This window comes from Streptomyces sp. NPDC085866, assembly GCF_044541035.1.
GTDB lineage: Bacteria > Actinomycetota > Actinomycetes > Streptomycetales > Streptomycetaceae > Streptomyces.
Window position 1 is genome coordinate 192,453 of sequence record NZ_JBITSQ010000010.1, and the last position, 23,247, is coordinate 215,699.

Sequence of the window (23,247 nt, forward strand, 5' to 3'; positions counted from 1 at the left end):
AGGTACGCTCAGACCTTGTGCCTGGGGTGTGCCCTGGCTCTCGTGCGTGCCTTCAACCGCGTGGCGAGCCGACACCGGCCACCGTAATCTGCGCCCTTTTTCGCCTTGCGGCAAAGGTCCGCGAGATTCGACACACCCGACCGCGTGGGTCGGCGATGTTCCAGGTTAGCTGTACCTATCGGCACACAGAAACCGGAGAAGTAGTGCCTACGATCCAGCAGCTGGTCCGCAAGGGCCGGCAGGACAAGGTCGAGAAGAACAAGACGCCCGCACTTGAGGGTTCTCCTCAGCGTCGTGGCGTCTGCACGCGTGTGTTCACGACCACCCCGAAGAAGCCGAACTCGGCCCTGCGTAAGGTCGCGCGTGTGCGTCTGACCAGCGGGATCGAGGTCACCGCTTACATTCCGGGTGAGGGACACAACCTGCAGGAGCACTCCATCGTGCTCGTGCGCGGCGGCCGTGTGAAGGACCTGCCGGGTGTTCGCTACAAGATCATCCGCGGTTCCCTCGACACCCAGGGTGTCAAGAACCGCAAGCAGGCCCGCAGCCGCTACGGCGCCAAGAAGGAGAAGTAAGAATGCCTCGTAAGGGCCCCGCCCCGAAGCGCCCGGTCATCATCGACCCGGTCTACGGCTCTCCTCTGGTGACCTCCCTCATCAACAAGGTGCTGCTGAACGGCAAGCGCTCCACCGCCGAGCGCATCGTCTACGGCGCCATGGAGGGTCTGCGTGAGAAGACGGGCAACGACCCGATCATCACGCTGAAGCGCGCGCTGGAGAACATCAAGCCGACCCTCGAGGTCAAGTCCCGCCGTGTCGGTGGTGCGACGTACCAGGTTCCGATCGAGGTCAAGCCCGGTCGTGCCAACACGCTCGCGCTGCGCTGGCTCGTCGGTTACTCCCGCGCCCGTCGCGAGAAGACCATGACCGAGCGTCTGCTCAACGAGCTCCTCGACGCCTCCAACGGCCTTGGTGCCGCTGTGAAGAAGCGCGAGGACACGCACAAGATGGCCGAGTCCAACAAGGCCTTCGCGCACTACCGCTGGTAGTCGCTACCCACATCGAGACCGAGAGAAGACTGAAGCCTTATGGCTACCACTTCACTTGACCTGGCCAAGGTCCGCAACATCGGGATCATGGCCCACATCGACGCGGGCAAGACGACCACCACCGAGCGGATCCTGTTCTACACCGGTGTGTCTTACAAGATCGGTGAGGTCCACGACGGCGCTGCCACCATGGACTGGATGGAGCAGGAGCAGGAGCGTGGCATCACGATCACCTCTGCTGCCACCACCTGCCACTGGCCGCTGGAAGACGTCGACCACACCATCAACATCATCGACACGCCGGGCCACGTCGACTTCACCGTCGAGGTGGAGCGTTCCCTGCGCGTGCTCGACGGTGCCGTGACGGTGTTCGACGGCGTCGCCGGTGTTGAGCCGCAGTCCGAGACCGTGTGGCGTCAGGCGGACCGTTACGGCGTTCCGCGTATCTGCTTCGTCAACAAGCTCGACCGGACCGGTGCCGAGTTCCACCGCTGCGTCGACATGATCTCTGACCGCCTGGGCGCTCAGCCGATCGTGATGCAGCTCCCGATCGGTGCCGAGGCCGACTTCAAGGGCGTCGTCGACCTGGTGACGATGAAGGCCCTGGTCTGGTCCGCCGAGGCCACCAAGGGCGAGATGTACGACGTCGTCGACATCCCGGACACGCACACCGAGGCTGCCGAGGAGTACCGCGGCAAGCTGCTCGAGGCCGTGGCCGAGAACGACGAAGAGATCATGGAGCTGTACCTGGAGGGCGCCGAGCCTTCCGTGGAGCAGCTGTACGCCGCGATCCGTCGTATCACCATCGCGTCCGGCAAGTCCAAGGACACCACGGTCACCCCGGTGTTCTGCGGTACCGCGTTCAAGAACAAGGGTGTTCAGCCCCTGCTCGACGCGGTCGTGCGCTACCTCCCCTCCCCCCTGGACGTCGAGGCCATCGAGGGCCACGACGTGAAGGACCCGGAGACGGTCGTCAAGCGCAAGCCGTCCGACGACGAGCCGCTGTCCGCGCTGGCGTTCAAGATCATGAGCGACCCGCACCTCGGCAAGCTCACCTTCGTCCGGGTCTACTCGGGCCGCCTGGAGTCCGGCACCGCCGTGCTGAACTCCGTCAAGGGCAAGAAGGAGCGCATCGGCAAGATCTACCGCATGCACGCGAACAAGCGTGAGGAGATCGAGTCGGTGGGCGCCGGCGACATCATCGCCGTCATGGGTCTGAAGCAGACCACGACCGGTGAGACGCTGTGCGACGACAAGGCCCCGGTCATCCTGGAGTCCATGGACTTCCCGGCGCCGGTCATCCAGGTCGCCATCGAGCCCAAGTCGAAGGGCGACCAGGAGAAGCTCGGCGTCGCGATCCAGCGCCTGGCCGAGGAGGACCCGTCCTTCCAGGTCCACTCGGACGAGGAGACCGGCCAGACCATCATCGGTGGTATGGGCGAGCTGCACCTCGAGGTGCTGGTCGACCGTATGCGCCGTGAGTTCAAGGTCGAGGCCAACGTCGGCAAGCCGCAGGTGGCGTACCGCGAGACGATCCGCAAGGCCGTCGAGCGCGTCGACTACACGCACAAGAAGCAGACTGGTGGTACCGGCCAGTTCGCCAAGGTGCAGATCGCGATCGAGCCGATCGAGGGCGGCGACGCCTCGTACGAGTTCGTGAACAAGGTGACCGGTGGCCGTATCCCGAAGGAGTACATCCCTTCGGTGGACGCCGGTGCTCAGGAGGCCATGCAGTTCGGCATCCTCGCGGGCTACGAGATGACCGGCGTGCGCGTCACGCTGATCGACGGTGGCTACCACGAGGTCGACTCCTCCGAGCTCGCGTTCAAGATCGCCGGTTCGCAGGCCTTCAAGGAGGCCGCGCGCAAGGCCAGCCCCGTGCTGCTCGAGCCGATGATGGCCGTCGAGGTCACCACGCCCGAGGACTACATGGGTGAGGTCATCGGCGACATCAACTCCCGCCGTGGCCAGATCCAGGCCATGGAGGAGCGGGCCGGTGCCCGCGTCGTGAAGGGCCTCGTGCCCCTCTCGGAGATGTTCGGTTACGTCGGCGACCTGCGCAGCAAGACGTCCGGCCGTGCGAGCTACTCCATGCAGTTCGACTCCTACGCCGAGGTTCCGCGGAACGTCGCCGAGGAGATCATCGCGAAGGCCAAGGGCGAGTAACGCACCGCGTTCACACGCTTTAGGCTTGACTCCGGAGCCTCAAGGGGCAAACACCCGCATTCCAGGATGTTTGCCCCGGGTTCCGGGCTTTCCAGCAAAGATCACCTGGCGCCGATGAAGCAAGGCGTTCAGAACCACTCCACAGGAGGACCCCAGTGGCGAAGGCGAAGTTCGAGCGGACTAAGCCGCACGTCAACATCGGCACCATCGGTCACATCGACCACGGTAAGACGACCCTCACGGCCGCCATTACCAAGGTGCTGCACGACGCGTTCCCGGACCTGAACGAGGCCTCGGCGTTCGACCAGATCGACAAGGCTCCTGAGGAGCGCCAGCGCGGTATCACCATCTCCATCGCGCACGTCGAGTACCAGACGGAGACCCGTCACTACGCCCACGTCGACTGCCCCGGTCACGCGGACTACATCAAGAACATGATCACCGGTGCTGCCCAGATGGACGGCGCCATCCTCGTGGTCGCCGCCACCGACGGCCCGATGCCGCAGACCAAGGAGCACGTGCTCCTGGCCCGCCAGGTCGGCGTTCCGTACATCGTCGTCGCCCTGAACAAGGCCGACATGGTGGACGACGAGGAGATCCTGGAGCTCGTCGAGCTCGAGGTCCGTGAGCTCCTCTCCGAGTACGAGTTCCCGGGCGACGACCTGCCGGTCGTCCGCGTCTCGGCGCTCAAGGCCCTCGAGGGCGACAAGGAGTGGGGCCAGTCCGTCCTCAACCTGATGCAGGCTGTGGACGAGAACATCCCCGAGCCCGAGCGTGACGTCGACAAGCCGTTCCTGATGCCGATCGAGGACGTCTTCACGATCACCGGTCGTGGCACCGTCGTCACCGGTCGTATCGAGCGTGGTGTCCTCAAGGTCAACGAGACTGTCGACATCATCGGCATCAAGACCGAGAAGACCACCACCACGGTCACCGGCATCGAGATGTTCCGCAAGCTGCTCGACGAGGGCCAGGCCGGTGAGAACGTCGGTCTGCTGCTCCGTGGCATCAAGCGCGAGGACGTCGAGCGCGGCCAGGTCATCATCAAGCCGGGCTCGGTCACCCCGCACACCGAGTTCGAGGCGCAGGCCTACATCCTCTCCAAGGACGAGGGTGGCCGCCACACGCCGTTCTTCAACAACTACCGTCCGCAGTTCTACTTCCGTACGACGGACGTGACCGGCGTCGTGACCCTCCCCGAGGGCACCGAGATGGTCATGCCGGGTGACAACACCGAGATGAAGGTGGAGCTCATCCAGCCCGTCGCCATGGAGGAGGGCCTGAAGTTCGCCATCCGTGAGGGTGGCCGGACCGTGGGCGCCGGCCAGGTCACCAAGATCAACAAGTGATCTTGAGCTGATCCGGCCCGGGTCTTCGACCTGGTAGCTGTCGGAGGGGCCCGTACGACTTCGGTCGTACGGGCCTCTTCGCTGTTCAAGTCGTTATGCAGGGGAGACTCACGGACGGGCCGGCGGGTGACACACTCCCGTACGACGCAGAAGCGACCCTGGACCACCCATGAAGAAGCGCCACAGACCCCTGCTGTCGGTTGCTGCGATCCTTTCCGTGGCGGCCCTCGCCGCATGCGGCCCCACCGAGCACAGCGGTGCCGCGGCAGACCCCACCCCGGCCAAGGCGTCCCCGACACCCCGCCGGTCGACTCCGCCGTCCCCGGCGTCTTCTCCCAGCGCATCGGTGTCCTCCTCGCCGAAGCCCGCCCGCACCACCCCGTCCGCGGCTGCGACATCCACCCGCCCCGTGTGGCCGCGCGTGACCTTCGCCCGACTGTCGTTCGAAAGACCTCCGGGCTGGACCCTGGTCAGGTACGGCACGGACGCCTGTCTCGAACCCGTGCAGCGGGCCGGACTTCCCGAGATGTTCGGTTGCGCCGGCCTCGACATCAAATCCGGCTACCTCCCCGGCAACGAGAATCGCCCCTACGCGGCCGGCCAGCCCGGCGGCTGGTACTCCGCCACCGACGTGCAGCCCTGTCCCGTCCAGCCGCGTCTGGCGGACGGCTCCCTCAACGGTGTCAGCGGTACGTCGACGCCGCCCGTGGCGTCCGGCCTGCGCGCCGTGGGCACCCACCAGGCCTGGTACGACCGCTGGAACGCCTCCTGTGGGAACGGCTACCGCTTCTCACCGCAGGCCTGGTACCTGCCGGTGTCCAAGCTGCTCTTCCTGGACTACACCGGGCACGCGGAGACGGCGCGGGTACTGCGGTCGGTGCGGTTCCCCTGACGGACATGGCCGTGTCCGTGAGTGGCTGAGATCGAGTTCACCTGCGTGAGCTCATCCCCCGCACCGGCTCCGTCACGCGTTCCGCAGGATCCCCACAGCGCCCTGTGCACGGCCTGTGCATCGGCGGCATCGCCGCGGGGTCGGCTGCTTCCTCGCTGCCTTTGTCGTAGACGCGACCGTCGTCGTCACCGCCGTCCGCCGCAGCCGTCACCGTCGACGGCTCGCAGCCGTGTGGGCCCCTCCGCCGCAGTGAGGTCCTCCGCCTGGCTCGCTGTCCTAGTGCGTTGTGGCAAACAGGGAACCCCCTGCTCGATGAGCGGGGGGTCTGCGCGGGCGAAGTGTGATCGCCGACGCGGGGGGTCTGCGCGGGCGAAGCGTGATCGCCGACTGGTAGGAGCAGGCAGCGGACGCTTGTCGTCAACGCGACGGCCACGAATCACACCGTGACGAAGATCGGCGTGCACCGGTTGAAGTTCTGGACAGTGGATCCCACGGTGGTGCTGCAGCGGCTCGTGATCGACACGGGCGGGCTGCCGGCGCTGTACCCGGGTCCGCTGGAGAGTCGACGGCTGTGACACGGCGATATGGCGCTACGGCGCCGTGGCGAGGGGTGGACGGTGGGCGGGCTGGTCGTTGGTCACGGGGCGAAGGGGCTGGCGTCCTCGCCCGCCGAGAAGCGGGCGGCGGCCAGGGCGATCCAGGACCACATCGAGCCGCAGACGCGTAGGGCCGGGAACCGGGCGGACGAGGAGACCGCCGCGGCGATCAAGGCGTTCGGCGCGCGGGACGGGGACGGCTGGCTGACCTCGGCGGCGTTGCGGAAGGCCCACGAGACGTGGGGCGGTCAGGTGCGGAACCTGATGGACCGGCTGGGCTCGGAGCGGGACTCCCTGGGCAGTGCGAACACGGTGCTGACGGCCGCGGACCTGGCGGCCGGGTCGCGGGTCCGGCGGCTGTCCCCGCTGGACCGGTACTGACGGGCACGGCCGGGGATGCCGACGTACCACGAGATCACGAGCGCCGACCTCTCCGCGCTCACCTCCGCCGCCGAGCGTTGGGAGGTCATGGCAGGGGAGTTCGCGCAGCAGGAGCGGGTGTACCGCCGGGATGTGTACGGCATCACGACGGGACCCGCCTGGACGGGGATGAGCGCGGAGGCGGCGCACGGGCGCTTCGACGTCACCCTCAAGGAGTTCCGGTACGCGCAGACGGAGGCGAAGGCGATCGCCTCCCTGCTGCGCGACGCGCATGCGCAGTTCGCGGAGCTGCAGGGGCGGCTGGTGGCGGTGCGCGCGGAGGCGGTGGCGGCGGGGATGCGGGTGTCGGAGCGAGGCCTGGTCAGTGCCGGCTCCGACCGTGAGGAGGGGGAGGGGGACGAGTCGGCCGTACGGTCCTGGCAGGACCGGCTCGACAAGGTGGTGCGGGACGTGACGGACGCGGACACCGGCGTCCAGCTCGCGCTGACGGCGGCGGTCGTCGACCCGGACCCGCTGGTCGGGGGCCGGGGCTTCAACGGCAGGGCGATCGGGGACGTCGAGAGGTACGAGGCGCTGGAGGCGGAGGGGGCGCTGGCGAAGCTGAGCGCCGGCCGGCCTCTCTCGGGGCGCGAACTGACGGAACTCCAACGGCTGTTCCGCGACAACTCCGCCGACGAGGCGTTCTCCCGCACGCTGCTGGACGACCTGGGTGCGGCGGGCACGATCAGGCTGACCAACGAGCTGAACGACCTGATCCATGTGCGGGGCGGGCGGGCCGTGGGCGCGTACACCTCGATCGAAACGGGCCTGGCGGACACGCTGGCGACGGCTGCGCGGGACACGGACTCGGCCTGGTACAAGCGCTGGCGCGCGGCGATGCGGCACGCCGGCGTCGAGCGCTACACCACGGACGCACAGGGGGAGCGGCTGGACAAGGCGGTGGGGTATCAGTCCCTGGTGACGCTCATGGAGCGGGGGCACGGATATGCGCCGGAGATGCTCGAGGACCTGACCGACGACATGATCGCGGCGGAGAAGAAGGATCCCGGGATCTGGCGGATGAAGGGCGGGTACTCCGGCGCGCGGGGCGGCTGGTTCGCCAATGATCCGGTGGACGGGGTGCTCGGCATCATGAGCCACGATCCGAAGACGGCGGCGCACTATCTGGGCTCGGACGCGCACATGAAGTACCTGCTGCAGGAGCGCGACTGGAAGGTCACCCTGCATGATCCGAAGAACTCGGACGTGGGCACGTACGAGGCCCGCGTCGACGGAGACGACCGAGCGGGTTTCGGGGCGGCGCTCCAGGCGGCGGCGACGGGGATCGATCCCACCGACAAGCACGCGCATTATGTGGCGCACAGCGGTGCGAACGATGCGGTCTTTGCATCGGCTCTGGGCTGCTTGGCGGACCGGGGTGACGACTTCCCGTCCTCGCTGCGCCGTCCGATGGCCAACATCCTGGTCAACCATGGCGCCACGGTTCACGCGTCCATGAGCGAGATCGACATCCAGCACTCGCCTCTTCCCCAGGACCAGCTGTTCGAGGTGGCTAAACAGGTGTCGAAGGACAAGGGTGCCTACGGCGTTTTGAACGGGGGGCTGAACCAGGCGATGGTTGCGAACATTCACGGCGACCACACCGAGTCAGCGGAATCACTCCGTCGGGCCGGTCGGACTGTCGGCTTTCTGGAAGAGGCTCGGATCCAGGCTCAGGGGGACCCCAAGACCGCGGAATTCGAAACAAAGCCAATCTTCGACAAGGCGATCAGTTATATCCCTGTGGCAAGCGGTGATGTGCAGGCCGGCTTTGACTATGTGACGGATAAGTGGCTGGAGGATGAGCAGAAGAGGCTGGATGCGAAGCAGACGGCTGCCAATGTCCAGATGTATTCCGACAGGAACCAGCAATTGATGGCTCTCTCCCGGGAATGGTCCAGGACGCATCGAACAGGTGATGACCCTCGATTTGATCCGCAGACTGAGATCAACAGGTCCACCGGGGATGGCATCGACCATGCCACTGGTGTGTCCGGAGTGGCGGCCAAATGAGTGCATGCCTGCGTGCCATTTGTCTGAGCTTCGCTGTGATCTTGGTGTCGTGCGCCCGTCCAGCGCACAACGAGGTTCCGGACGTAATCTGCGGAACGCGAATTGACCCCGCGCTCACTCATCGACTCGTGACAAGGGTCGTGGGTTGGCACGAGTACAGCCGAGTCGATCGGGCGCAGGCAGTCACGGCGCCCTGCCTGGCCTTCGCGGGAAGCGATGTGATGCTCAGTTTCCGCTTCTCCTGGCGGCCCGTAGCGACAGACTTGATGTATCTGGCCGAGGACACCGGTGTAGTCTCCGGCATCACTGATCCGCGCAGTATCAGTTTTGGTTACAAGACAATCGTCGGCACCGACGGGGCAATCTCCCAAGCCCCTTGCAAAACCAAAGGTGGCAACTACTTCACTCTCACCCTTCAACTCCCCCAAATCAAACTAACAGACCAAACCCATCGCAAGGACATCGAAAAGTTCATGCGTGCCTACTTTCCTGCCACCGTCAAGACCCTCGGCTGCAAATAAGAAGGCGTTGGAAACGCGTAGGCAGGCCCTCAATCGTCTTGGTGATCTTGGTGGATGGTGTTGATGACGAGGGTGATCGCAGGCGCGTATTCAGCCTGCGACGTGGCGCGCGACGACAACCGCGCACGGGGGAAAGGGAATACATGGCGTGGGACGAATGGGAGCAGTTAAAGGCTGCGGCGCTGGCACGGCGGCAAGGGGGGATGCGGCTGGACAGTGCCGCCGCTGACGGCGGAGGCGGTGGTGGCGCTGCCGACCTCAAGACCAGTACGTCCGGCAACAGAGCCGCGGTCAAGGCGCTGCGGGTGGACATCCGGCCGGGGACGGACAAGGCCGGCAGCCACGCCGACGAGGGCTCGGCCGCTGTCGTACGGGAGTTCAGCGGCTGGGACACCGGCGCCGGCTTCAAGGACGCGCACGCCGAGTGGGAGCTGCAGGTGCTCACAGCTGCCGCCGCCGGAGCCCTCTACGCCACCGGCACCTGGGACTCCTGGCAGGACCAGAGGTCACTGTCGTCCGCCTGCCAGGGGATGCTGGAGCACGCCGAGGCGGGGCCGATGCTGGGTGCCGACCGGCTGCGTGCCGTCGAGGAGGGGGACGGCACCGACTGCCGTGTCACGGACCCGGGGGTGGGCAAGGCGTCGCTCGACGTCCTCATCCGGCGCAGCACGGACGACGCGCGCCTGCTGGCCCGGCTGGACCGGGCCGACTCGCACAAGGCCAGGGCACTCGTCGCACCCATGGGCGGCGACTGGGCCGGCGTTCTCAACAGCGGGGAGGAGAGCGCGTACGCGGCGGCCTGGCTGCCGTGTGGGAAACAGCGGGACGGCGTCGTGGTGGTGAGCGTCGCCGCCCATCGCGACGCGGACGCGGAACGACTCACGGCCGCGGACCAGGAGGCCCGGCTCGCGCGCATCACCACCGGGACGCTGGCGAACGCCGCGGAGAAGTGGGGGTGCGGGGCGAAGCCCGGGAGCCGGATCGAGCGGGTTCCCGCCAGCTCCGTCCGCACGCTGAAGGCGGCGGGGAAGGCCACCGGCACCTGCGCGGGAATCGACTCGCCCGCATTCGAGGCCGCGGCGGACAGTGCGGCACCGGTCGAGGACTGTGTCCTGGTGACGGTGGTGCGGGGGGAGTCCGAGCGCAGGTTCCGTGTCTCCTCCTACTACGGCCCCTTCACGCGCAGCGCCCGCCTGGAGACGCCGCGCGGCAGGGAACTGCTCGGCGCGTCAGGTGGTTCGGACGGGCTGTACTGGACGACGGCGTCCTGTGGTGCGGGCAGCGCGTTGTACACGGTGGAGCCGCTCGACGGGGGTGACGGACTCGTGCCGCCCGATCCCCGACTGGAGACACGGTCACTGAGGGCGTTCGCCGTGCGCTCGGCCGAGCGTCACGGTTGCTCGGAACCCGCCGCCCTGAACTGAGCCAGGCGCGAGAGGACCTTGGCGTACACCGTGGTCGCCGCCGCGGCGACCGTCGGTACGACCGCCAGGGCGAGGATGCCCAGGAGTGCCGGCCACTGGCGCAGCTCGTCGTGGCCGCACCCGTTGTTCGTGGGGGAGGGCTCGATCAGCGGGCCCCGGCACAGGGACTCGGTGCCGTCGTAGGAGTGGATCTGGGGGCCGTAGTCCGCGAGGAGCAGGAAGAGGAACACGCCCCACATGACCATGGCCATGAGCATCCACGCGATCGACCACTTCTCGACGCGGTCGGCCTTGCGGCGGCAGGCCTCGGTGGGTGCGTCCGGGGCGCCGGACGGTGTCGCGGTCGGCTCGGCGGCTGTCATTTCTCCCCCTGGGTGGTCGTGATCGTTCATGATCAGTGACCAGCCCATCACGCGCGGCACGGACCTCTCAAGATCGACGGCTCATGGCCATCGGGCCTGTGTTTGACCTACGTCACCCTGGGGGTATTCTCTCCGGCCCGATTGGCCAGGCCCCCGCCCCATATGGCAGACTGTCGGAGTTGCTCGGTCGAGTGTTGATGCTGCGCGCCTCCCGCCGGGAGGACCGGAAGCGAGTCCCACAGTACTCGTCGCCCTAACTGCCTGCGGGCAGCACTGGGGCGGACGTACGGGAATCTTCCGGGAAGTGTGGTGCGGCACCGGCCAGGCGCCCGGTGGGCCTTCCGCCCCCGGCTTGCGGTTCCGGAAGGGCCGTGTGCATTCCCCGCAGGGATGTTCGAACAAGGGACATCTGTGTCAGCGGGAGCGCGACACGCCCGACCGCGTGGGTCGGAGGAGGAGACAGGAATGCCGGGTTCCAGAGCGTTGAAGAGACAGGACTACTGAGTAGCCATGGCGGGACAGAAGATCCGCATCCGGCTCAAGGCCTACGACCACGAGGTCATCGACTCCTCGGCGAAGAAGATCGTCGAGACGGTGACCCGCACTGGTGCGTCGGTCGCGGGCCCGGTGCCGCTGCCCACTGAGAAGAACGTGTACTGCGTCATCAAGTCGCCGCACAAGTACAAGGACTCGCGCGAGCACTTCGAGATGCGCACGCACAAGCGCCTGATCGACATTCTCGACCCCACCCCCAAGACCGTTGACTCTCTGATGCGACTCGACCTCCCGGCCGGTGTCGACATCGAGATCAAGCTCTGAGGGTCGGTGAGCTGAGAATGGCTAAGCAGATCAAGGGCATCCTGGGCGAGAAGCTCGGCATGACGCAGGTGTGGGACGAGAACAACCGCGTTGTTCCGGTCACCGTCGTCAAGGCCGGCCCCAACGTCGTCACCCAGGTCCGTACGAACGATGTCGACGGCTACGAGTCCGTCCAGATCGCTTTCGGCGAGATCGACCCGCGCAAGGTGAACAAGCCCCTCAAGGGCCACTTCGCCAAGGCCGACGTCACTCCCCGCCGCCACCTCGTCGAGATCCGTACCGCTGACGCCAGCGAGTACACCCTCGGCCAGGAGATCACCGCCGAGGTGTTCGAGGCCGGCATCAAGGTCGACGTGACCGGCAAGAGCAAGGGCAAGGGCTTCGCCGGTGTCATGAAGCGTCACAACTTCAAGGGCCTCGGCGCCGGACACGGCACCCAGCGCAAGCACCGCTCGCCCGGTTCCATCGGTGGCTGCGCCACCCCGGGCCGCGTGTTCAAGGGCCTCCGCATGGCGGGTCGCATGGGCAACGAGCGGGTCACCACCCAGAACCTGACCGTCCACGCCGTTGACGCGGAGAAGGGTCTGCTGCTCATCAAGGGCGCGGTTCCCGGTCCGAACGGCGGCCTCGTCCTGGTCCGCACCGCGGCCAAGGGGGCCTGAGGTAACCGATGAGCACTGTTGACATCCTTTCGCCGGCGGGCGACAAGGCCGGTTCCGTCGAGCTCCCCGCGGAGATCTTCGACGCCAAGGTCAGCGTTCCGCTGATCCACCAGGTCGTCGTCGCGCAGCTGGCCGCTGCCCGTCAGGGCACGCACAAGACGAAGACCCGTGGCGAGGTCCGTGGTGGTGGCAAGAAGCCTTACCGCCAGAAGGGCACCGGTCGCGCCCGTCAGGGTTCGACCCGCGCGCCGCAGTTCGCCGGTGGTGGCGTCGTGCACGGTCCCGTGCCGCGTGACTACTCGCAGCGCACCCCGAAGAAGATGAAGGCCGCCGCCCTGCGCGGTGCCCTCACCGACCGGGCGCGTCACAACCGCATCCACGTCGTCTCCGGCGTGGTCGAGGGTGCGAACCCGTCCACCAAGGCCGCGAAGAGCCTGTTCGGCAAGATCTCGGAGCGCAAGAACCTGCTCCTGGTCGTCGAGCGCGCCGACGAGGCCGCGTGGCTGTCCGCCCGCAACCTGCCCCAGGTCCACATCCTGGAGCCGGGCCAGCTGAACACGTACGACGTTCTCGTCTCGGACGACGTGGTCTTCACCCAGGCCGCTTTCGAGTCCTTCGTGTCTGGCCCCAAGGCCGCTGACACCGAAGGGAGCGAGGCCTGATGGCTACGCGTCACCCGAGCATTGCCTCGAAGGCCGCCAAGGCAGCCAAGGCCGCGCGCGTCGCCAAGGCGCGTCGCCACGCCACCGAGGGCAAGAACACCGTCGAGACCCCGCTGAGCAAGTCGTACACGGACCCCCGTGACGTGCTGCTCAAGCCGGTCGTCTCCGAGAAGAGCTACGCGCTCCTCGACGAGAACAAGTACACGTTCATCGTCGACCCGAACGCCAACAAGACCCAGATCAAGCAGGCCGTCCAGGCGGTCTTCTCGGTCAAGGTCACCGGGGTCAACACGATCAACCGCCAGGGCAAGCGCAAGCGCACGAAGACCGGTTTCGGTCAGCGTGCCGGCAGCAAGCGCGCGATCGTGACCCTCGCCGAGGGCGACCGTATCGACATCTTCGGCGGTCCGACCGCCTAAGGGCGGTCCGGATCGTCCGATATCGGACGAGGACTGAGAAATGGGAATCCGCAAGTACAAGCCGACTACGCCGGGCCGTCGTGGCGCCAGCGTCGCCGACTTCGTCGAGGTCACGCGGTCCACGCCGGAGAAGTCGCTGGTCCGCCCCCTGCACAGCAAGGGCGGCCGTAACAACGCCGGTCGTGTGACCGTTCGCCACCAGGGTGGCGGACACAAGCGCGCCTACCGTGTGATCGACTTCCGTCGTCACGACAAGGACGGCGTGCCGGCGAAGGTCGCGCACATCGAGTACGACCCCAACCGCACCGCGCGCATCGCGCTGCTGCACTACGCCGACGGCGAGAAGCGCTACATCCTCGCCCCGCGCAACCTGCAGCAGGGTGACCGCGTCGAGAACGGTCCCGGGGCCGACATCAAGCCGGGCAACAACCTGGCCATCCGCAACATCCCGGTCGGTACCACGATCCACGCGATCGAGCTCCGTCCCGGTGGCGGTGCCAAGTTCGCCCGCTCCGCCGGTGCCTCCGTGCAGCTGCTCGCGAAGGAGGGCTCGATGGCCCACCTGCGCATGCCGTCCGGTGAGATCCGCCTGGTCGACGTCCGCTGCCGCGCCACCATCGGTGAGGTCGGCAACGCCGAGCAGAGCAACATCAACTGGGGTAAGGCCGGCCGTAAGCGGTGGCTGGGCGTTCGCCCGACCGTCCGTGGTGTCGTCATGAACCCGGTTGACCACCCGCACGGTGGTGGTGAGGGCCGGACCTCCGGTGGTCGCCACCCTGTGTCCCCGTGGGGCAAGAAGGAAGGCCGTACTCGTTCGCCCAAGAAGGCGTCGAACAAGTACATCGTCCGCCGCCGCAAGACGAACAAGAAGCGCTAAGGACGGGTTGAGATGCCTCGTAGCCTGAAGAAGGGGCCCTTCGTCGACGACCACCTGATCAAGAAGGTGGACGCCCAGAACGAAGCCGGCACCAAGAACGTCATCAAGACCTGGTCCCGCCGCTCGATGATCGTCCCGGCCATGCTGGGCCACACGCTCGCGGTGCACAACGGCAAGACCCACATCCCGGTGTTCGTCACCGAGTCGATGGTCGGCCACAAGCTCGGCGAGTTCTCGCCGACCCGCACCTTCCGGGGCCACGTCAAGGAAGACCGGAAGTCGAAGCGCCGCTAGTAGCGGATCGCATTCAGACACGTAAGTAACTGAAGGGACAACCATGGAAGCCAGGGCCCAGGCGCGGTACATCCGCGTCACGCCCATGAAGGCCCGCCGCGTGGTGGACCTCATCCGTGGCATGGACGCCACGGAGGCCCAGGCTGTTCTGCGATTCGCTCCGCAGGCAGCCTCCGTGCCGGTCGGCAAGGTGCTCGACAGCGCCATCGCCAACGCCGCGCACAACTACGACCACACCGACGCCGACAGCCTCTACATCTCCGAGGCGTACGTCGACGAGGGTCCGACCCTGAAGCGGTTCCGTCCGCGTGCCCAGGGCCGTGCCTACCGGATCCGCAAGCGGACCAGCCACATCACCGTGGTCGTCAGCAGCAAGGAAGGAACCCGGTAATGGGCCAGAAGGTTAACCCGCATGGGTTCCGGCTCGGTGTCACCACGGACTTCAAGTCCCGGTGGTACGCCGACAAGCTGTACAAGGACTACGTCAAGGAAGACGTCGCCATCCGTCGGATGATGACGTCCGGCATGGAGCGCGCCGGTATCTCGAAGGTTGAGATCGAGCGCACCCGTGACCGCGTGCGGGTGGACATCCACACCGCTCGTCCGGGCATCGTCATCGGCCGCCGTGGCGCCGAGGCCGACCGCATCCGCGGCGACCTCGAGAAGCTCACGGGCAAGCAGGTCCAGCTGAACATCCTCGAGGTCAAGAACCCCGAGACCGACGCTCAGCTCGTGGCCCAGGCCGTTGCCGAGCAGCTCTCCTCCCGCGTCTCCTTCCGCCGCGCCATGCGTAAGAGCATGCAGTCGGCGATGAAGGCCGGCGCCAAGGGCATCAAGATCCAGTGCGGCGGCCGCCTCGGTGGCGCCGAGATGTCCCGCTCGGAGTTCTACCGCGAGGGCCGCGTGCCCCTGCACACGCTCCGTGCGAACGTGGACTACGGCTTCTTCGAGGCCAAGACGACCTTCGGCCGCATCGGCGTGAAGGTCTGGATCTACAAGGGCGACGTCAAGAACATCGCCGAGGTCCGCGCCGAGAACGCTGCGGCCCGTGCGGGTAACCGCCCGGCCCGTGGCGGTGCCGACCGCCCGGCCCGTGGTGGCCGTGGTGGCGAGCGGCGCGGTCGCAAGCCGCAGCAGGCTGCCGGCGCCGAGGCCCCCAAGGCCGAGGCTCCCGCGTCCGCTCCGGCTGAGAGCACCGGAACGGAGGCCTGACCGAAATGCTGATCCCCCGTAGGGTCAAGCACCGCAAGCAGCACCACCCGAAGCGCAACGGTATGTCCAAGGGTGGAACGCAGGTTGCGTTCGGCGAGTACGGCATCCAGGCGCTCACCCCGGCGTATGTGACGAACCGCCAGATCGAGGCCGCTCGTATCGCCATGACGCGTCACATCAAGCGTGGTGGCAAGGTCTGGATCAACATCTACCCGGACCGTCCGCTCACCAAGAAGCCCGCCGAGACCCGCATGGGTTCCGGTAAGGGTTCTCCGGAGTGGTGGATCGCCAACGTCAAGCCCGGACGCGTGATGTTCGAGCTGTCGTACCCCAACGAGAAGATCGCCCGTGAGGCGCTGACCCGTGCGGCCCACAAGCTGCCGATGAAGTGCCGGATCGTCAAGCGCGAGGCAGGTGAAGCGTGATGTCGGCCGGTACCAAGGCGTCCGAGCTGCGCGAGCTGGGCAACGAGGAGCTTCTGGCGAAGCTCCGCGAGGCCAAGGAAGAGCTGTTCAACCTCCGCTTCCAGGCGGCGACGGGTCAGCTCGAGAACCACGGTCGGCTCAAGGCCGTCCGTAAGGACATCGCGCGGATCTACACCCTGATGCGTGAGCGCGAGCTGGGCATCGAGACGGTGGAGAGCGCCTGATGAGCGAGAGCAACGTGACTGAGAACACCGAGGCGCGCGGTTTCCGCAAGACCCGTGAGGGTCTCGTCGTCAGCGACAAGATGGACAAGACCGTCGTCGTCGCCGTCGAGGACCGCGTCAAGCACGCGCTGTACGGCAAGGTCATCCGCCGTACGAACAAGCTCAAGGCGCACGACGAGCAGAACGCCGCGGGTGTCGGCGACCGCGTCCTCCTCATGGAGACCCGGCCGCTGTCCGCGACGAAGCGCTGGCGCGTCGTCGAGATCCTCGAGAAGGCCAAGTAATTCTCCTGCGGGGCACCCCTCGCAGGACAGTTCCGCCAGGCTCCGGAGGCCGCTCGCTGAGCGGCCCCCGGGGAACCGGCAGACACACAGGAGATAGACGTGATCCAGCAGGAGTCGCGACTGCGCGTCGCCGACAACACTGGTGCGAAGGAAATCCTTTGCATCCGTGTGCTCGGTGGCTCCGGTCGCCGCTACGCGGGCATCGGTGACGTCATCGTCGCCACCGTCAAGGACGCGATCCCCGGTGGCAACGTGAAGAAGGGTGACGTCGTCAAGGCGGTCATCGTTCGCACCGTCAAGGAGCGCCGCCGTCCGGACGGCTCGTACATCCGCTTCGACGAGAACGCCGCCGTCATTCTGAAGAACGACGGCGACCCTCGCGGCACCCGCATCTTCGGCCCGGTCGGCCGTGAGCTGCGCGAGAAGAAGTTCATGAAGATCATCTCGCTCGCGCCGGAGGTGCTGTAAGCATGAAGATCAAGAAGGGCGACCTGGTCCAGGTCATCACCGGCAAGGACAAGGGCAAGCAGGGCAAGGTCATTGCCGCTTACCCGCGCGAGGAGCGCGTCCTGGTCGAGGGTGTCAACCGGGTCAAGAAGCACACCAAGGCCGGTCCGACCGCTCGCGGTTCCCAGGCCGGCGGCATCGTGACCACCGAGGCCCCCATCCACGTGTCCAACGTTCAGCTGGTCGTGGAGAAGGACGGCAACAAGGTCGTCACGCGTGTCGGTTACCGCTTCGACGAAGAGGGCAACAAGATCCGCGTTGCCAAGCGGACGGGTGAGGACATCTGATGGCTACCACCACCACTCCGCGTCTGAAGCAGAAGTACCGCGAGGAGATCGCGGGCAAGCTGCGTGACGAGTTCAAGTACGAGAACGTCATGCAGATCCCCGGCCTCGTCAAGATCGTGGTCAACATGGGTGTGGGCGACGCCGCCCGCGACTCCAAGCTGATCGAGGGCGCCATCCGCGACCTCACCACGATCACCGGCCAGAAGCCGCAGGTCACCAAGGCCCGCAAGTCCATCGCGCAGTTCAAGCTGCGTGAGGGCCAGCCGATCGGTGCCCACGTCACGCTCCGTGGCGACCGCATGTGGGAGTTCCTGGACCGCACCCTGTCGCTCGCGCTGCCGCGCATCCGCGACTTCCGCGGCCTGTCCCCCAAGCAGTTCGACGGCCGTGGCAACTACACCTTCGGTCTCACGGAGCAGGTCATGTTCCACGAGATCGACCAGGACAAGATCGACCGCACCCGGGGTATGGACATCACCGTGGTGACCACGGCGACCAACGACGCTGAGGGCCGCGCGCTCCTTCGTCACCTCGGCTTCCCGTTCAAGGAGGCGTGAGCGAGATGGCGAAGAAGGCTCTGATCGCTAAGGCTGCTCGCAAGCCCAAGTTCGGTGTGCGTGGCTACACCCGCTGCCAGCGCTGCGGCCGCCCGCACTCCGTGTACCGCAAGTTCGGCCTCTGCCGCGTGTGCCTTCGTGAGATGGCTCACCGTGGCGAGCTGCCGGGCGTGACCAAGAGCTCCTGGTAATCCCCGCTTTTTAGGGATTCCTGAAGCTCTCGGTAAGCATCTGGGTCGGCAGGGGCCCTTCTCCACATGCCGTAGGCTTGTGGGGTTGGGCGTCTGCCGCGCCCGTACGACTTACTACGCCGTAGGTCCACCGCGCCGCACCCGTCCCGTCTCGGATCGGGGAGAGGGATGGCGCACCAGGAAACCCCGGCGAGAGAGGCCGAAGGCCAATTCATGACCATGACTGATCCGATCGCAGACATGCTTACGCGTCTGCGGAACGCGAACTCGGCATACCACGACTCCGTGACGATGCCGGCGTCCAAGATCAAGTCTCACATCGCGGAGATCCTCCAGCAGGAGGGCTTCATCACGGGCTGGCGCGTCGAGGATGCCGAGGTGGGCAAGAACCTCGTCCTCGAGCTGAAGTTCGGCCCGAACCGTGAGCGCTCCATCGCGGGCATCAAGCGGATCTCCAAGCCCGGTCTCCGGGTGTACGCGAAGTCCACCAACCTGCCCAAGGTGCTGGGCGGCCTCGGCGTGGCGATCATCTCCACGTCGCACGGGCTCCTCACCGACAAGCAGGCCGGCAAGAAGGGCGTGGGTGGGGAAGTCCTCGCCTACGTCTGGTAGCGGAAGGGAACGGAGGAAACAGCTATGTCGCGTATTGGCAAGCTCCCCATCACGGTTCCCGCCGGCGTGGACGTCACCATCGACGGCCGTACGGTCTCGGTCAAGGGCCCCAAGGGCACGCTGACCCACACCGTCGTTGCGCCGATCGACATCGTCAAGGGTGAGGACGGCGTGCTGAACGTCACCCGTCCGAACGACGAGCGTCAGAACAAGGCCCTGCACGGCCTGTCCCGCACGCTGGTGGCGAACATGATCACCGGCGTGACCCAGGGTTACGTGAAGAAGCTCGAGATCAGCGGTGTCGGTTACCGCGTCACGGCCAAGGGCTCGAACCTCGAGTTCGCGCTCGGCTACAGCCACCCGATCACCGTCGAGGCGCCCGAGGGCATCACCTTCAAGGTGGAGACCCCGACCCGCTTCCAGGTCGAGGGCATCGACAAGCAGAAGGTCGGCGAGGTTGCGGCCAACATCCGCAAGCTGCGCAAGCCTGACCCGTACAAGGCCAAGGGCGTCAAGTACGAGGGCGAAGTCATCCGCCGCAAGGTCGGAAAGGCGGGTAAGTAAGCCATGGCATACGGGCAGAAGATCCTCAAGGGCGACGCCTACAAGCGCGCCGCGATCAAGCGCCGTCACATCCGGATCCGCAAGCGGATCTCCGGTACGGCGGAGCGTCCCCGTCTGGTCGTGACCCGCTCCAACCGCCACATCGTGGCGCAGGTGATCGACGACCTCAAGGGCCACACCCTGGCGTCCGCGTCCACCCTGGACGCGTCCGTCCGCGGTGGCGAGGGCGACAAGTCCTCGCAGGCCAAGCAGGTCGGCGCCCTGGTCGCCGAGCGTGCCAAGGCCGCCGGTGTCGAGGCTGTCGTGTTCGACCGTGGTGGCAACCAGTACGCCGGGCGCATCGCCGCCCTGGCGGACGCCGCCCGCGAAGCCGGGCTCAAGTTCTGAGCCTGCCGTAGCTAGCGGAAACAGAGAGAGGTAATTCCAATGGCTGGACCCCAGCGCCGCGGTGGCGGTGCCGGTGGCGGCGAGCGGCGGGACCGGAAGGGCCGTGACGGCGGCGCTGCTGCCGCCGAGAAGACCGCGTACGTTGAGCGCGTTGTCGCGATCAACCGCGTCGCCAAGGTTGTGAAGGGTGGTCGTCGCTTCAGCTTCACCGCGCTGGTCGTGGTGGGCGACGGTGACGGCACCGTGGGTGTCGGTTACGGCAAGGCCAAGGAGGTGCCGGCCGCCATCGCCAAGGGCGTTGAGGAGGCCAAGAAGCACTTCTTCAAGGTCCCCCGTATCCAGGGCACCATCCCGCACCCGATCCAGGGTGAGAAGGCTGCCGGCGTCGTGCTGCTCAAGCCCGCGTCCCCCGGTACCGGTGTTATCGCCGGTGGTCCGGTGCGTGCCGTGCTCGAGTGCGCCGGTATCCACGACATCCTGTCGAAGTCGCTCGGCTCCGACAACGCGATCAACATCGTGCACGCGACCGTGGAGGCCCTGAAGGGCCTGCAGCGTCCCGAGGAGGTCGCGGCCCGCCGTGGTCTGCCTCTCGAGGACGTCGCTCCCGCGGCTCTGCTGCGTGCGCGTGCCGGGGCGGGTGCGTGATGGCTCAGCTGAAGATCACGCAGGTCAAGTCCTACATCGGTAGCAAGCAGAACCACCGCGACACCCTGCGCTCCCTTGGTCTCAAGGGCATCAACACGCAGGTCGTCAAGGAGGACCGCCCCGAGTTCCGCGGCATGGTGCACACCGTCCGCCACCTCGTGACGGTCGAGGAGGTCGACTGATCATGGCGGAGCAGAACCCGCTCAAGATCCACAACCTCCGTCCCGCCCCGGGCGCCAAGACCGCCAAGACCCGTGTCGGTCGTGGTGAGGCGTCGAAGGGTAAGACGGCCGGTCGTGGTACCAAGGGTACGAAGGCCCGTTACCAGGTTCCGGAGCGCTTCGAGGGTGGCCAGATGCCGCTCCACATGCGCCTCCCGAAGCTGAAGGGCTTCAAGAACCCGTTCAAGACCGAGTTCCAGGTCGTGAACCTCGACAAGCTGGCCGCGCTCTACCCCGAGGGTGGCGAGGTCACGGTCGAGGGTCTGGTGGCCAAGGGTGCCGTTCGCAAGAACAGCCTCGTCAAGGTCCTCGGCCAGGGCGAGATCTCCGTGGCGCTGCAGGTGACGGTCGACGCCGTCTCCGGCTCCGCCAAGGAGAAGATCACCGCCGCCGGCGGTACGGTCACCGAGCTCGTCTGATTCTTTCAGGCGCCTCGATGACGTAGACGATCCCGACCGGGGATACCTCACAATGGGGTATCCCCGGTTGGTCGTTCCGGGGGAGGCAGTGTCGCCGGTAAGGTGGCCTGCACTGTTCTTTTTCTGTATCCGTCGTTCTGTATCCGTCGAACCTCAAGACCGTCACCCTTGACGCAGTTGCGCGGGGGTCGCAGGAGGCACCGTGCTCACCGCGTTCGCCCGGGCGTTCAGGACGCCCGACCTGCGCAAGAAGCTGCTGTTCACGCTGGGCATCATCGTGATCTACCGGGTCGGCACCCACGTACCGATTCCGGGCGTCAACTACAAGGCCGTCCAGCAGTGCATGGACGAGGCGTCCGCCAACCAGGGCCTCTTCGGACTGGTCAACATGTTCAGCGGTGGCGCGCTGCTGCAGATCACGATCTTCGCGCTCGGGATCATGCCGTACATCACGGCGAGCATCATCCTGCAGCTGCTGACCGTGGTCATCCCGCGCCTGGAAGCCCTGAAGAAGGAGGGCCAGGCGGGTACGGCGAAGATCACGCAGTACACCCGTTACCTGACGGTGGCGCTGGCCATCCTGCAGGGCACCGGCCTGGTGGCCACCGCCCGCAGCGGCGCACTGTTCAACGGCTGCCCGGTCGCCAACTCGATCGTCCCGGACCAGGCGATCTTCACCACGATCACCATGGTGGTCACGATGACCGCCGGTACGGGCGTCGTGATGTGGCTCGGTGAGCTGATCACCGACCGCGGTATCGGCAACGGCATGTCGATCCTGATGTTCATCTCGATCGCCGCGACCTTCCCGTCCGCGCTGTGGGCCATCAAGAAGCAGGGCTCCCTGGCCGGCGGCTGGATCGAGTTCGGCACGGTCATCCTGGTCGGCCTGGTCATGGTCGCGCTCGTCGTCTTCGTGGAGCAGGCCCAGCGCCGTATCCCGGTGCAGTACGCGAAGCGCATGATCGGTCGTCGTTCCTACGGTGGTACGTCCACGTACATCCCGCTCAAGGTGAACCAGGCGGGTGTGATTCCCGTCATCTTCGCCTCGTCGCTGCTCTACATTCCGGCGCTGGTGGCCCAGTTCTCCGGGGGCAACTCGGGCTGGAAGCAGTGGGTCCAGAACAACCTGACCAAGGGCGACCACCCGATTTACATCACTCTGTACTTCTTGCTCATCGTTTTCTTCGCGTTCTTCTACGTGGCGATCTCCTTCAACCCCGAGGAAGTCGCCGACAACATGAAGAAGTATGGTGGCTTCATCCCGGGCATCCGGGCTGGCCGACCGACCGCTGAGTACCTGAGCTACGTGCTCAACCGGATCACCTGGCCGGGTTCGCTGTATCTGGGAGTGATCGCTCTCGTACCGACAATGGCGTTGGTTGGCTTCAACGCAAGCGGGAACTTCCCGTTTGGCGGCACCAGCATCCTGATCATCGTGGGTGTCGGTCTCGAGACGGTGAAGCAGATCGAGAGCCAGCTCCAGCAGCGCAATTACGAAGGGTTCCTCCGCTGATGCGTATCGTCCTCGTCGGGCCGCCCGGTGCCGGTAAGGGAACGCAAGCCGTCCGGCTCGCAGAGAAGCTGGCCATCCCGCACATCTCCACCGGTGACCTGTTCCGGGCCAACATCAGCCGACAGACCGAGCTGGGCAAGCTCGCGAAGTCCTACATGGACGCCGGCAACCTCGTACCCGACGAGGTCACCATCGCGATGGCCAAGGACCGCATGGAGCAGGCGGACGCGGAGAACGGCTTCCTGCTGGACGGCTTCCCGCGCAACGTCTCGCAGGCCGAGGCGCTGGACCGGCTGCTGGACGAAGAGGGCATCAAGCTGGACGCCGTCCTGGACCTGGAGGTCCCGGAGGAGGAGGTCGTCAAGCGGATCGCCGGCCGGCGCATCTGCCGCAACGACTCGTCCCACGTCTTCCACGTGACGTACAGCCCGCCGAAGCAGGAGGGCGTGTGCGACGTCTGCGGCGGTGAGCTCTACCAGCGCGACGACGACTCCGAGGAGACCGTCCGTACGCGGCTGGAGGTCTACCACACCCAGACCGAGCCGATCATCGACTACTACAAGGCGCAGGGCCTGGTCGTGACGATCTCCTCCCTGGGTCCGGTGGACGAGATCACGCAGCGGGCGCTGGAAGCGCTCAAGCGCGAGAAGGCCGAGAACAAGTAGATCGCGG

At 66.4% G+C, this 23,247-nt stretch carries 33 protein-coding genes and 1 pseudogene; 33 read left to right on the forward strand and 1 reads right to left on the reverse strand.

Annotated features, from left to right (window positions below):
• The first annotated feature begins 203 nt into the window (after window positions 1–203).
• The 10 genes and pseudogenes from rpsL (at window position 204) to ACIF83_RS26180 (ending at window position 10,429) form a co-directional block, all read left to right on the forward strand.
• Entirely contained in the window at window positions 204–575 is a 372-nt protein-coding gene (gene rpsL, locus ACIF83_RS26135) for a 30S ribosomal protein S12 (protein WP_003948652.1), read from the forward strand.
• Between the two features lie 2 nt (window positions 576–577).
• Window positions 578–1,048, forward strand: coding sequence for a 30S ribosomal protein S7 (gene rpsG / locus ACIF83_RS26140; protein ID WP_003992340.1), 471 nt, complete (start codon window positions 578–580; stop codon window positions 1,046–1,048).
• 39 nt (window positions 1,049–1,087) lie between these two features.
• Complete coding sequence (gene fusA / locus ACIF83_RS26145) at window positions 1,088–3,214, forward strand: elongation factor G (protein ID WP_145886679.1); 2,127 nt, start codon at window positions 1,088–1,090, stop codon at window positions 3,212–3,214.
• Between the two features lie 155 nt (window positions 3,215–3,369).
• The gene (gene tuf / locus ACIF83_RS26150) at window positions 3,370–4,563 is read left to right on the forward strand and encodes an elongation factor Tu (RefSeq protein WP_020941664.1); all 1,194 of its coding nucleotides are present in this window, start codon (window positions 3,370–3,372) and stop codon (window positions 4,561–4,563) included.
• A 169-nt stretch (window positions 4,564–4,732) separates the two neighbouring features.
• A complete protein-coding gene (locus tag ACIF83_RS26155) occupies window positions 4,733–5,455 on the forward strand; it encodes a hypothetical protein (RefSeq protein ID WP_399730440.1) in 723 nt (240 codons plus the stop codon).
• A gap of 416 nt (window positions 5,456–5,871) precedes the next feature.
• Window positions 5,872–6,030, forward strand: a pseudogene (locus ACIF83_RS26160) (hypothetical protein); the annotation flags it as partial.
• A gap of 42 nt (window positions 6,031–6,072) precedes the next feature.
• Window positions 6,073–6,432: a hypothetical protein gene (locus ACIF83_RS26165; protein ID WP_393467572.1), complete on the forward strand. Its 360-nt coding sequence runs from the start codon at window positions 6,073–6,075 to the stop codon at window positions 6,430–6,432.
• Between the two features lie 15 nt (window positions 6,433–6,447).
• A complete protein-coding gene (locus ACIF83_RS26170) occupies window positions 6,448–8,484 on the forward strand; it encodes a hypothetical protein (protein WP_399730443.1) in 2,037 nt (678 codons plus the stop codon).
• A 128-nt stretch (window positions 8,485–8,612) separates the two neighbouring features.
• Window positions 8,613–9,005 (forward strand): hypothetical protein, encoded by a 393-nt coding sequence (locus ACIF83_RS26175; RefSeq protein ID WP_399730446.1) that lies wholly within the window; start codon window positions 8,613–8,615, stop codon window positions 9,003–9,005.
• 203 nt (window positions 9,006–9,208) lie between these two features.
• Window positions 9,209–10,429 (forward strand): hypothetical protein, encoded by a 1,221-nt coding sequence (locus tag ACIF83_RS26180; protein ID WP_399730449.1) that lies wholly within the window; start codon window positions 9,209–9,211, stop codon window positions 10,427–10,429.
• Here the strand turns inward: ACIF83_RS26180 and ACIF83_RS26185 are convergent.
• The gene (locus ACIF83_RS26185; RefSeq protein WP_398136958.1) at window positions 10,396–10,791 is read right to left on the reverse strand and encodes a hypothetical protein; all 396 of its coding nucleotides are present in this window, start codon (window positions 10,789–10,791) and stop codon (window positions 10,396–10,398) included. The two genes, ACIF83_RS26180 and ACIF83_RS26185, sit on opposite strands and share 34 nt — an antisense overlap.
• A 510-nt stretch (window positions 10,792–11,301) precedes the next feature.
• Between ACIF83_RS26185 and rpsJ the strand changes: the two genes are divergently transcribed.
• From rpsJ to ACIF83_RS26300, 23 genes are all read left to right on the forward strand, one after another.
• On the forward strand, window positions 11,302–11,610 hold the full coding sequence (gene rpsJ, locus ACIF83_RS26190; protein WP_003948644.1) for a 30S ribosomal protein S10: 309 nt from the start codon (window positions 11,302–11,304) through the stop codon (window positions 11,608–11,610).
• A gap of 17 nt (window positions 11,611–11,627) precedes the next feature.
• Window positions 11,628–12,272 (forward strand): 50S ribosomal protein L3, encoded by a 645-nt coding sequence (gene rplC, locus ACIF83_RS26195; protein ID WP_020135811.1) that lies wholly within the window; start codon window positions 11,628–11,630, stop codon window positions 12,270–12,272.
• 8 nt (window positions 12,273–12,280) lie between these two features.
• Complete coding sequence (gene rplD / locus ACIF83_RS26200) at window positions 12,281–12,934, forward strand: 50S ribosomal protein L4 (RefSeq protein WP_190018759.1); 654 nt, start codon at window positions 12,281–12,283, stop codon at window positions 12,932–12,934.
• Window positions 12,934–13,353 carry a 50S ribosomal protein L23 gene (gene rplW, locus ACIF83_RS26205; protein ID WP_145886671.1) on the forward strand — a complete coding sequence of 140 codons (420 nt, stop codon included), beginning with the start codon at window positions 12,934–12,936 and terminating at the stop codon, window positions 13,351–13,353. Before rplD ends, rplW begins: the two co-directional genes overlap by 1 nt.
• A gap of 40 nt (window positions 13,354–13,393) precedes the next feature.
• Complete coding sequence (gene rplB, locus ACIF83_RS26210) at window positions 13,394–14,230, forward strand: 50S ribosomal protein L2 (RefSeq protein ID WP_353600330.1); 837 nt, start codon at window positions 13,394–13,396, stop codon at window positions 14,228–14,230.
• 12 nt (window positions 14,231–14,242) lie between these two features.
• On the forward strand, window positions 14,243–14,524 hold the full coding sequence (gene rpsS, locus ACIF83_RS26215; protein WP_023547380.1) for a 30S ribosomal protein S19: 282 nt from the start codon (window positions 14,243–14,245) through the stop codon (window positions 14,522–14,524).
• 43 nt (window positions 14,525–14,567) lie between these two features.
• Window positions 14,568–14,915, forward strand: a complete 348-nt coding sequence (gene rplV, locus ACIF83_RS26220) for a 50S ribosomal protein L22 (RefSeq protein ID WP_019329637.1) — start codon at window positions 14,568–14,570, stop codon at window positions 14,913–14,915.
• Window positions 14,915–15,736: a 30S ribosomal protein S3 gene (rpsC, locus tag ACIF83_RS26225; RefSeq protein ID WP_003998826.1), complete on the forward strand. Its 822-nt coding sequence runs from the start codon at window positions 14,915–14,917 to the stop codon at window positions 15,734–15,736. The genes rplV and rpsC overlap by 1 nt, the downstream gene beginning before the upstream one ends.
• Window positions 15,737–15,741: 5 nt before the next feature.
• A complete protein-coding gene (rplP, locus tag ACIF83_RS26230) occupies window positions 15,742–16,161 on the forward strand; it encodes a 50S ribosomal protein L16 (RefSeq protein ID WP_009190136.1) in 420 nt (139 codons plus the stop codon).
• The gene (rpmC, locus tag ACIF83_RS26235) at window positions 16,161–16,385 is read left to right on the forward strand and encodes a 50S ribosomal protein L29 (protein WP_003974259.1); all 225 of its coding nucleotides are present in this window, start codon (window positions 16,161–16,163) and stop codon (window positions 16,383–16,385) included. The genes rplP and rpmC overlap by 1 nt, the downstream gene beginning before the upstream one ends.
• Entirely contained in the window at window positions 16,385–16,669 is a 285-nt protein-coding gene (gene rpsQ / locus ACIF83_RS26240) for a 30S ribosomal protein S17 (RefSeq protein ID WP_014674375.1), read from the forward strand. The genes rpmC and rpsQ overlap by 1 nt, the downstream gene beginning before the upstream one ends.
• A gap of 99 nt (window positions 16,670–16,768) precedes the next feature.
• Complete coding sequence (gene rplN, locus ACIF83_RS26245; RefSeq protein ID WP_003998823.1) at window positions 16,769–17,137, forward strand: 50S ribosomal protein L14; 369 nt, start codon at window positions 16,769–16,771, stop codon at window positions 17,135–17,137.
• Window positions 17,138–17,139: 2 nt separating this feature from the next.
• Complete coding sequence (rplX, locus tag ACIF83_RS26250) at window positions 17,140–17,463, forward strand: 50S ribosomal protein L24 (protein WP_003998822.1); 324 nt, start codon at window positions 17,140–17,142, stop codon at window positions 17,461–17,463.
• Window positions 17,463–18,020, forward strand: a complete 558-nt coding sequence (gene rplE, locus ACIF83_RS26255; RefSeq protein ID WP_067119440.1) for a 50S ribosomal protein L5 — start codon at window positions 17,463–17,465, stop codon at window positions 18,018–18,020. Before rplX ends, rplE begins: the two co-directional genes overlap by 1 nt.
• Before the next feature lie 5 nt (window positions 18,021–18,025).
• Window positions 18,026–18,211, forward strand: coding sequence for a type Z 30S ribosomal protein S14 (locus tag ACIF83_RS26260; RefSeq protein WP_003948630.1), 186 nt, complete (start codon window positions 18,026–18,028; stop codon window positions 18,209–18,211).
• 213 nt (window positions 18,212–18,424) lie between these two features.
• A complete protein-coding gene (gene rpsH, locus ACIF83_RS26265; RefSeq protein WP_030046382.1) occupies window positions 18,425–18,823 on the forward strand; it encodes a 30S ribosomal protein S8 in 399 nt (132 codons plus the stop codon).
• A gap of 24 nt (window positions 18,824–18,847) precedes the next feature.
• A complete protein-coding gene (gene rplF / locus ACIF83_RS26270; RefSeq protein WP_020941678.1) occupies window positions 18,848–19,387 on the forward strand; it encodes a 50S ribosomal protein L6 in 540 nt (179 codons plus the stop codon).
• A gap of 3 nt (window positions 19,388–19,390) precedes the next feature.
• Window positions 19,391–19,774, forward strand: a complete 384-nt coding sequence (gene rplR / locus ACIF83_RS26275) for a 50S ribosomal protein L18 (protein ID WP_145886665.1) — start codon at window positions 19,391–19,393, stop codon at window positions 19,772–19,774.
• Window positions 19,775–19,813: 39 nt separating this feature from the next.
• Complete coding sequence (rpsE, locus tag ACIF83_RS26280) at window positions 19,814–20,419, forward strand: 30S ribosomal protein S5 (protein ID WP_015658456.1); 606 nt, start codon at window positions 19,814–19,816, stop codon at window positions 20,417–20,419.
• On the forward strand, window positions 20,419–20,601 hold the full coding sequence (rpmD, locus tag ACIF83_RS26285; RefSeq protein ID WP_003974250.1) for a 50S ribosomal protein L30: 183 nt from the start codon (window positions 20,419–20,421) through the stop codon (window positions 20,599–20,601). The genes rpsE and rpmD overlap by 1 nt, the downstream gene beginning before the upstream one ends.
• A 2-nt stretch (window positions 20,602–20,603) precedes the next feature.
• On the forward strand, window positions 20,604–21,059 hold the full coding sequence (rplO, locus tag ACIF83_RS26290; RefSeq protein ID WP_023547373.1) for a 50S ribosomal protein L15: 456 nt from the start codon (window positions 20,604–20,606) through the stop codon (window positions 21,057–21,059).
• Window positions 21,060–21,261: 202 nt separating this feature from the next.
• Window positions 21,262–22,575: a preprotein translocase subunit SecY gene (secY, locus tag ACIF83_RS26295; protein ID WP_393467594.1), complete on the forward strand. Its 1,314-nt coding sequence runs from the start codon at window positions 21,262–21,264 to the stop codon at window positions 22,573–22,575.
• On the forward strand, window positions 22,575–23,240 hold the full coding sequence (locus ACIF83_RS26300; protein WP_393467597.1) for an adenylate kinase: 666 nt from the start codon (window positions 22,575–22,577) through the stop codon (window positions 23,238–23,240). The genes secY and ACIF83_RS26300 overlap by 1 nt, the downstream gene beginning before the upstream one ends.
• The last annotated feature ends 7 nt before the right edge of the window (window positions 23,241–23,247 follow it).